The following is an 8,256-nucleotide window of genomic DNA, read 5'->3' as shown; positions in this document are numbered from 1 at the left end:
CACCCGTCGAGTACGAAGCCAATCACTACATGGAATCCGCAAAACCCCAGGTCACAACCATAATCTGAGATCTCTATCGAACCCGGGGCGGTTCACCGACGAGGTTTGAAGCGCTCTGGGTCTGATGGAGGCTCTGGCCTGCCCCGAGTTACACGGAGCGGTTCAGTTTGGAGCTGGCGGATCATTTGAAGAGGAGCTTGTAACGGGTTAGAGGTTTGGCGGCGTACGCGCGGGCTCATTGGTGGGTCCCTATGACTTGGCGACCTCTCGCTCCCGGGCGGTCAGGGGTCGCCCCTGTAGGAAGGGTCGCTTCGGTCCGAGCAGCATGGGGATGAGCATGTCGGGTGAGAAGAGACGAGTGGCGGGTTTTTCCAGGCTCATGACGTCGAGCAGCGCGCCAAGGGCGCGTGGGTTCCGGGCGCCGGTGGCGACGGCCCGGTCAACGAACCGCGCGAGAGCACGTTCGATGCGTGTGGGTGGGCGGTCGCTGGCGCCTGGGTAGAAGATGTCCTGCCCTATGGCGAGGTCCCACGCGCCGGCGACGGGGCGGGTTGCGGCGTGAAGCAGGCGTTGTGCTGTGCCGGGGCGTGTGATGTCGGTGGAGTCCAGGACATGGCGAAGTGCGAGGGCGCTCTGGGCGGCCACGGTGATGCCGTGGCCGTAGACGGGGTTGTACCCGGCGATGGCATCTCCGATGACGGTGAAGCCGTCGGGCCAGTGGTGCAGCTTCTCGAAGTAACGGCGTTGGTTGGCGGTGCTGCGAGTCGTGCTGATCTCGCCGAGCGGTTCTGCGTCCTTGATCAGTTCCCCGATGACGGGGTCGCCGAGAGCGAGGGCGAAGTCGGTGAACGCGGCGGGGTCGTCGGTGGGTTCACCGCCGCGTGTTCCGGAGAGAGTGACGATCCAGCGGCCGTCCTCGATCGGGAGGATGATGCCGCCGCGGCCGGGTGCCGTGGCCGGGTTCGCCTGCACGTTGACGAGCGGAAACTGTAGGTCTGTGCTCTTGCCGGGAGCACGGTAGAGACGAGTGGCGTAGGCCACGCCGGCATTCACCTGACGTTCGGCGATCCGCGGCAGTCCCAATTCCTTGAGCCATTGGGGTGCGCGGGAGCCTCGGCCGGAAGCATCGATCACCAGGTCGGCAGCAAGCACCTCTTCCTGTCGATCTTCGGAGCGGACGCGGACGCCAGTAACACGTGTGGCGTTGCCTTCCAGACGGAGGGCGGCGGTGTTGTCTCGGACGGTGATGCCGTGGGAACTGAGGACGCGGTCACGTATGACGGCATCCAACAGGTCCCGGGAGCACACCAGGTTGCGGTGATGGGTGGAGGTGAATCGGCGAAACCAGATCTCGTTGGGGGCACGGGAGACCATGTCGCCCATGATGTGCACGAGACGGGCGCCGCGGTTGGTGAGGTCGGTGACGAGACCAGGCAGTAGTTCGTCGAAGGCGACCACACCGCCGCTCCACACCAGGTGTGCGTGGCGTGCCTGGGGCACACCTCGGCGTGGTGCAGGACCCTCGGGCAGGATGTCGCGTTCGACGAGAGTCACATCGGCGTGCTCGACCAGTGCGGCAGCGGCGAAGAGCCCGCTGACGCTGCCTCCGATGACGACGACGGCAGGACGACGGGTGCGGGTGTCAGACATGGGCGCTCATGCTTTCTCTGGAGGCCACCCGCTGCCGGATGGTGTCGACGATGCGTGGTCGGCGGAGTGCTTGGGAGATGGCCTCGATGTCAGCCAATGGCTCCTCGCTGTGGTCGTCATGAGTGGCGGGAGAGGAGGAGGCATCAAGGGCGGCACGAAGTGCAACGGCTCCGGCGATGCCGCGGGCCTGCTCTTCGGCGTGCCCGTCGGCACGTGCTGCGTCGAACGCGCGGCGGTGCAGATGCTGATCGATGAATGGGGTAAGCCTCAGGATGCCGTCGTGGATGCGCTGCTGCCGCTGGATCAGCCGCAGGTCGAGGGGGGCAAAGCGGCCAACACGGGCATGGGCCGCAGATGGGGCTACGGCGCGGATGGCTCGGGCGAGTGGTCGCAGCCGCCGGTATGTGATCTGGTCGCGGATCCACTTCTGCAGGAAGGGACCGGCCTGGGGAAGGATGAACCCGATGCCTACCAGGCTGGCGTCAAGGACTGCGAAGGGTGGCGCAAGTTTCGTCGACAGCCAGTCCCAATCGGTGCCCGTCCAGCGCGCGCTGACGGCCGCGAGCTTGGCCACGTCGAAGACAAGACCGAAGGCATAGCCGGCCTGAAGGAAGACAAGGCCCACCTTGAGCCAGGTGCTGTGTACCTTCGAGATCCATTTCCAGATCATGTAGGCGGCCACCAGGGCGGAGACCATGTGGGCGAACAGATAGAGCAGGATGTGCTCACGCATCCACGGGGCGCTGGCGTAGTGCGTGTCCAAGTCATAGATGCGCTCGACGGGGGTGTCCGCGAGGAGGAAGGTGGCCCACAGGGCGATGATGATCCCGCTGTAGATGATCCAGATGCGCCGGATCATGTGGCGGCGCCGGGTGGAGGGTTCGTCCCGCCAGGTGATGACCATTGCGAGGCAGGATCCGCAGAACGCGGTCAGCAGGGAGTACACCCAGGGCGCCGCGATGTTCGGCACTCCGGTCATTGTGTTGATCTTGTGGATGCTGGCAGGCGGGACCGACAGGAACACCGCCGACGCCAGCAGCAGTAAGAGCGTCGTAGCCCGTACATCCGGGTCCTTCCAAGCTCGGACGAAGGTCGGGGCTTTGAGACTGAGTGCCAGGACCAGGAGGACGGCGGGCAGCGCGTAGGGGATGTGGAGGTTGCTGAACGTCATTGCAGTATCTGCCCGTTGCGGTTGAGGAGCGACAACCGGATGCGGCCTTCGAGTGTCGTGGCGCTTACAGGGCCTTGGGCGTACCGGCCGGGGAGCCAGGTCCGCAGTGCCCTGCCGAAGAGCAAGCCGAATGTCTCCGCGTCCCGCTCATGCACTTGGATGGAGTCGGCACGAGCGGCGATGGTCAGCAGGGCGTCGCGGGGTACTTCGTGCGCGGCGAGGATCTGCTCTGCAGCCTCCTGAATGCCTTTGGTGTTCTGGTCAGGGCTGAGCGCGCGAGCAGCCGCGGCCGAGATGCCTGGGACGTGATGCCCGCAATCACCCTGCTCTTCGTGCCACAACTCGTGCCCGAGGATGACGACCTGAGACTCGGCTGGAGTGCGCTCCTCGACGACAATGATGGACCGGTCTCCGCAGTCCAGTCGCAGACCGGACACCGGGATGTCCCCGGGAAAGGCGCGGAAGACAAGATCGATCGGCCGACCGGAGCAAGCGGTCATGGCGTCGCAGAACGCGGCCATGACCGCACGCGGCTCCGCCGGCGGCTGGAGTGTTTTGGATGCCTCTTCGCTCAGCTTGGACAGTAGTGACTTCATCGCCTTGGTCATTGGCGACTGTCCCCCTCCTCAGGCAAGACGGATCGGAAGACCCCCTCAAGGAGCCGCTCCAACTGGCGGCGTGTCATCGAACCGTGCAACCTCAGGTCCGTCTCCCGAACGCCGTACCGGTCCATCAGCGCCTGCACCGGGTCCGGGGCGTTGGATTCCAGCTCCCGCAGGGTTGGCAGCAGGACGCGGTTGAGCGCCTCATCGGCTGGGGCGGTGAAGAATGCCTCTCCCTCTTTGACGCCGAAGAAGTTCACCAGCCCGTGGAGGAGGTCTAGGTTCGGAGTCTTCTTGCCGTCGCAGACCTGGCGTGCCCACACCTCCGAAACACCAGTTTTGGTGTGCACTTCGGCGGCGAGGTCCGCCATACGCCTGCCGGTGGCCTCCAGGTTTGCGATGGCCAGGGCCCTGATGCGGGCGCGGGCGCGGTCATCGACTGTGTCGGCCGGCGGCACGCCTCCGGCCAGCAGGATACGGACAGTGCTTTCCGGCAGGGCAGTCTCGATCGCGAGCTTGGCCGGGTCTAGCAGCTGCGACCTGTCCAGCTCCTGCGCCTCGATCAGCGCCTCAAGGCGTTCCAATGTCTCGGGCAGTGGCGGGTCTGAGTCCAAGGGGCGCTCCCGTGAATGAAGGGCACATGAGGTGCTCATGGCACCTTACGCGGAATCCCCAAGTCCCACAACGATCGTTAAGCCGATCTGATTCGATCGTTGACATCTGGTGTGTGTGCACTGCAACATCCCAGACAGCGGAAGAGATCCGTCCTGTTACATGGCGTGATCATTCCCGCTCGTTGTCCCTGTCTCGTTGCCTCACCTCGCTGGAGGGCCACGTGTGTTAGCCAACCGACCGGACATCGGATCCGGTTGTGCCGCCCAGTTTTTGGTCCGGGCCGGCACGGAGCAGCCTCCCGATGCCGTCTCACACCCGTAGAAAGCCAAGGCAGCTTGCCGCTCGAAAGCCCCCACAAACAGGACTAAGTCCGCAGGACGGAAGCATGTTTACGAGCGCTCGATGCACCACCTTCCCCCACTTCAGCCAAGGAACCCGGAAGCGCATTGCGACGCGGGCGATCGGACCACCGCTCGGGATCGCGCCCAGGTGCTGACTCGCTTCCGCTTTCACTGCACTCAGGAGTTGTTTCCCTTGGCTGCCATCGGTCTGCCGCCCGCCGTCGATGCTGACGTCACGCGGGTGACAGAGGCTTTGAACATGATCACGCCTCGCTGGAGAGTACGGATACTGCTGGCCCTGAAGGGTTCTCCGCAGCGTTACACGCAGGTCGCGGACAAGCTGTCGTATCTCCCCAGCGGTCAGTTGCATCCCAAGATCCGTTCTCTGTGCGACGTCGGGCTCGCCGAACGTACGGAGTACTCGGCGCGTCACGTCACCTACAGCCTTACCCGGCGCGGTCGGCAGCTGCTTCCGGTCATACCGGTGATCGCCGCGTGGGCCGGGGAACACTTGGAACGGCCCGAGCAGCCGCCATCGGCGATCGAGCAGGTTGAGGACAGTCTTGCCTTGCTTACTGGGCGTCAAGTCCCTGCAATTCTATGGCTGCTGAAGTTCCGACAAGAAGCAAGCGCACGTGTCCTGGGTAGGTTCGTCCTCCCCGACGCCAACTGGACGGGTGTCTACCCGCCGTTGCGTCAGCTGATTGACGACGGCCTGGTGGAGACCGCCGGTAAGGGGCAGCCCTACCGTCTTTCGCCCAGCGGCGAAGCTCTTGGGACAGTCTTCGGTGTGCTGTCGATGTGGGCGGCCGGGCGCCCGCTGGATCATGCATTCGGGCATCCGCTCTGGGGCCAAGTACAGCCAGGCGTCACGAGAAAGAACCGTTCTCGGCTAATCCGCCAGGCTCTTCTGCCGGCTCCACCCAGGCGCCGGGTGCCCGGTTCGGAGATCCGGTCCGGGCGTCCCACCCAGCAGGCCCAAGGCGCGCCTCCCCGCTCTATACCGGCTCGAACCGTGGTGGCCAGGACTGCCACGAGCGGGATCCGATGACCTGTCTATGCGCCTGAACTCGTGAACGTACGGCAAGCCCGGCTGCACCTTGCAGCGCTCCAGATGGCGGCCGGCGTCTCGGTGGTTAGAAAGCCTGCTGCCAGGTGTCGTCGGCGAGGAGGCAGCGCGGACAGGCGGATGGACACCGCTGGTGAGATGCTCCTGTGCGGCAGCCGGCGGCCTGCTCGTTCCGCCTGTTCACGTTTTCCGGCTCGCCCTTGGGGGCCAGCGCGAACTGGCCGGGTTGTTCCTCGGTCAGCCAGTTCTGCTCCACCAGCCGCTTCAGCGTGCCCGCGTTCCTTCGATCTTCGCCGATGCGGCCGGCGGGGCAATCCTGCGCGCGACTTGCTTGGCCTGCCCTGCTTCGGCCTCGACGCGCCCGTGACCACCTCGGCGATGTCCCGGTACACATCCGGCAACACATCGACCGACAGCCTCTCCCGCCAGTGCGGCACCATGATCGCTCCGAAACCCGCACTGGTGGCTCATCCGCTGCGGCAGGCTCCACCGGTTCCTGGGCGGCCAAGGCTCCGCCGACGGCGGACCTCTGCGCGACCACCTCGGCCACCGTCTCCCGCAGCCGTGACAACGTCTCTCGCTCCGCATCGAGCCGCACTGTCAGCTCCACGACCTGCGACTCAAAGAGCCTTCACCCGGTCCGCGCTGCGGCATCCCGGACCTCCAACTACTCAAACGCCAAACCGATCAGCCTCGCTTCCTCCACTGCCACGGTCGGACATCAAGGCGTGAGCACACCCGAACAGCTTGGTGAGCGTCGCGGTCCGCTCGCGTGCAGTTGCCGCTTCAGCAGGGCGTGCGGAGCTGGGAGGGGATCCCGGTCCAGCGCAGGTCGTCTGGGAGGTGGCTTATGTCGTTGTAGGCCAGGCCGGTTGCCGGCCGGGTCGGGGCGTAGCGGATGACAGTGAGCGCTGCGTTGCCGTGGTTGAGGCCCGTCCAGCGCCGTGTCGGGGCGGCCAAGGCTGCACGCACCAGCCAGGCGATGAGAAATGCGTGGCTGACGACAAGGCCGTGGCGAGGTGCATCCCCGTGGTGAATCGGGCTGGTGAAGTCCGTGACCCCCCTGGCGGGCCAGCTCCGCGCCGCGTGCCCGCTCTTCGGTCGACACCGAGGCGAAAGGGGCTGATGTGGTGTCAGCCGCCTCAAGAGGAAACTCGTTTTGCTCCAGTCGAGTCGTTCCGCCTTGCGCGCGATGCGTGGAAGCGCCTAGGGAACAGCAGGACGAGACGGCCAAGCTCGACGACGCCGAGGAACCACCGCCCCGGTGACGGCCTCGGCGCACGACGAGGGGCCACCAGTGGCAGCCTAGTTCACCCCGTCCACTCCGCCTTCCGAACCGAGGCGGGGTGGATGTGTTTCACCAGCTCAGCACTGGATTCACCTGTTTTCGCACGCAGTTCCGTGCTAGTGCGCTATTCTCGTGGCGTGCCCACGATGGAGCTGCGAACTCCTGTGTGCGCAAGACGGGTTGCCTGCGGTCAAGCTTCGCCGCCGTGTGCAATCAGTCGGCAGAACTTCATGTCTTGTCACCTCTGTGATCCGCATGAGTACGCGGGGCGTTCCAGAGGGCGTGCGATCTGTCTGGCTGCTGCGCTTGTACGGGAAAGCTGCGTACACCCTGAAGCCATCCGACGTCGGGTCGCACTCGACTTAGGCTGTCTTCTGCTTGTACCACGAACTGTACTAACAGCCAGGTTCGCGCCTGGTTTCTGAGATTCCCGGCGAGACGTCGGATGCAGGGCTTCTCAGTTCGACCACACTCGTTGTGGCCGAGCTGACGAATGCCCTGCGCATGAGCCACTGCTCGGTCACCCAACCCGAAAGGTACCGAGTCAGTTGGACGGGGCTGCGACGCTCGCCATCCTTGCCGTCGCAGGGGTGGCCTCGATCTTCCTGTTCGCGCTGAAGGGCGTGTTGGATCAGGTTCCGGACGTGATCGATTCGGCCAGCCGCGCGCGGGACGCTTGGCACCGCTTCAAGCGCAAGGCCGACGAGCAACCCACCACCGAGACGGTGGTGGAGATGCCGCCCCAGGCGGACGAAGAGCAGCCGCCCGCGGCAGCGTAGTTCCCTGGCAAGTCTGCCCGTGTTGCATGTGCTCCCTGGTGACCTCACTCCGCCCAATCCCCAAGGCAGCTTCTGGTCACCAGCTGTGACCAGGTGAGGAAGACGCGATGGACGCGTTCCTGGCGCCTGCATGATCACTGGAAGACCAGTGTCCTCCTGACACTCGATGAAGCCCAGCCGCAGACCGCTCTGTGGCTGGGCTTCATTGCACCTGAAACAGACAGCCAGACGCCCAGCGACTGCTCTTGCCGAGTGCATAAACTGGTTCGACCAGCGGCGGCCCACCATGAACTCAGGCGCCTCCCGCTCTCCGCGTACGAAGCCTTCCATACCGCCACTCCGCGCCCCAGAGCCGCCCTGAAGATCAGCAACTCCGCCTACAAGCCCCATGGCTCGACACCGAAAGACGGGAGCCAGACCATGGCATTCCAAGGCAAGACGAAGCGCACCCAGCAACCGTTTCCTTCGCCAGAAGAGCTCTATCTCAGCAGTACGTTGCCTCGCACTAACACGGCGGTCGATGGGCTCTGGCTGCATCAGGGCGATGTCATCAGGGAGTATGCCGAGCGCCATCAAAGAACGCCAGACCTCGCACTTGAGCTACCGACGGGATCCGGCAAGACGATTCCCGGCCTTCTGATTGCTGAGCCTGGATCCACCGCGTGAAGGTCGGTCTGGGGACGGGGAAATGGGAAGAGGTGCCTGCTGACCTGGGATGATGGGAGTTCCTACGCCCTCATC

Annotated in this window: 8 protein-coding genes; 3 read left to right on the top strand and 5 right to left on the bottom strand. The window is 64.8% G+C overall.

The annotated features are described in order from the left end of the window. Window positions 1–249: 249 nt before the first annotated feature. The 4 genes from ABT245_RS45260 to ABT245_RS45245 are packed head-to-tail and all read right to left on the bottom strand — an operon-like array spanning window position 250 to window position 4,037. On the bottom strand, window positions 250–1,650 hold the full coding sequence (locus ABT245_RS45260; RefSeq protein ID WP_351746833.1) for an NAD(P)/FAD-dependent oxidoreductase: 1,401 nt from the start codon (window positions 1,648–1,650) through the stop codon (window positions 250–252). Then, window positions 1,643–2,821: an MAB_1171c family putative transporter gene (locus ABT245_RS45255; protein WP_351746830.1), complete on the bottom strand. Its 1,179-nt coding sequence runs from the start codon at window positions 2,819–2,821 to the stop codon at window positions 1,643–1,645. The genes ABT245_RS45260 and ABT245_RS45255 overlap by 8 nt, the downstream gene beginning before the upstream one ends. Beyond that, the gene (locus tag ABT245_RS45250) at window positions 2,818–3,429 is read right to left on the bottom strand and encodes a toxin (RefSeq protein WP_351746827.1); all 612 of its coding nucleotides are present in this window, start codon (window positions 3,427–3,429) and stop codon (window positions 2,818–2,820) included. Before ABT245_RS45250 ends, ABT245_RS45255 begins: the two co-directional genes overlap by 4 nt. Beyond that, entirely contained in the window at window positions 3,426–4,037 is a 612-nt protein-coding gene (locus ABT245_RS45245; protein WP_351746824.1) for a hypothetical protein, read from the bottom strand. Before ABT245_RS45245 ends, ABT245_RS45250 begins: the two co-directional genes overlap by 4 nt. A gap of 490 nt (window positions 4,038–4,527) precedes the next feature. On the opposite strand from ABT245_RS45245, the gene ABT245_RS45240 reads away from it, so the two are divergent. Next, a complete protein-coding gene (locus ABT245_RS45240; RefSeq protein ID WP_502982327.1) occupies window positions 4,528–5,430 on the top strand; it encodes a winged helix-turn-helix transcriptional regulator in 903 nt (300 codons plus the stop codon). A gap of 804 nt (window positions 5,431–6,234) precedes the next feature. Here the strand turns inward: ABT245_RS45240 and ABT245_RS45235 are convergent. Next, window positions 6,235–6,594 carry a histidine phosphatase family protein gene (locus tag ABT245_RS45235; RefSeq protein ID WP_502982326.1) on the bottom strand — a complete coding sequence of 120 codons (360 nt, stop codon included), beginning with the start codon at window positions 6,592–6,594 and terminating at the stop codon, window positions 6,235–6,237. 690 nt (window positions 6,595–7,284) lie between these two features. Between ABT245_RS45235 and ABT245_RS45230 the strand changes: the two genes are divergently transcribed. Beyond that, window positions 7,285–7,515, top strand: a complete 231-nt coding sequence (locus ABT245_RS45230) for a hypothetical protein (RefSeq protein ID WP_351746821.1) — start codon at window positions 7,285–7,287, stop codon at window positions 7,513–7,515. A gap of 93 nt (window positions 7,516–7,608) precedes the next feature. Next, window positions 7,609–8,181 (top strand): hypothetical protein, encoded by a 573-nt coding sequence (locus ABT245_RS45225; protein WP_351746819.1) that lies wholly within the window; start codon window positions 7,609–7,611, stop codon window positions 8,179–8,181. The last annotated feature ends 75 nt before the right edge of the window (window positions 8,182–8,256 follow it).

The organism is Streptomyces sp. NPDC001508 (assembly GCF_040298665.1).
In the GTDB taxonomy this organism is placed as follows: domain Bacteria; phylum Actinomycetota; class Actinomycetes; order Streptomycetales; family Streptomycetaceae; genus Streptomyces.
Note: the sequence above shows the minus strand (reverse complement) of the source record. Positions and strands in the feature narration are given on the sequence as shown.

Coding starts and splice junctions, on each gene's coding strand:
- ABT245_RS45260 (WP_351746833.1), bottom strand. CDS start 1,650: ATGTCTGACACCCGCACCCGTCGTCCTGCCGTCGTCGTCATCGGAGGC.
- ABT245_RS45255 (WP_351746830.1), bottom strand. CDS start 2,821: ATGACGTTCAGCAACCTCCACATCCCCTACGCGCTGCCCGCCGTCCTC.
- ABT245_RS45250 (WP_351746827.1), bottom strand. CDS start 3,429: ATGACCAAGGCGATGAAGTCACTACTGTCCAAGCTGAGCGAAGAGGCA.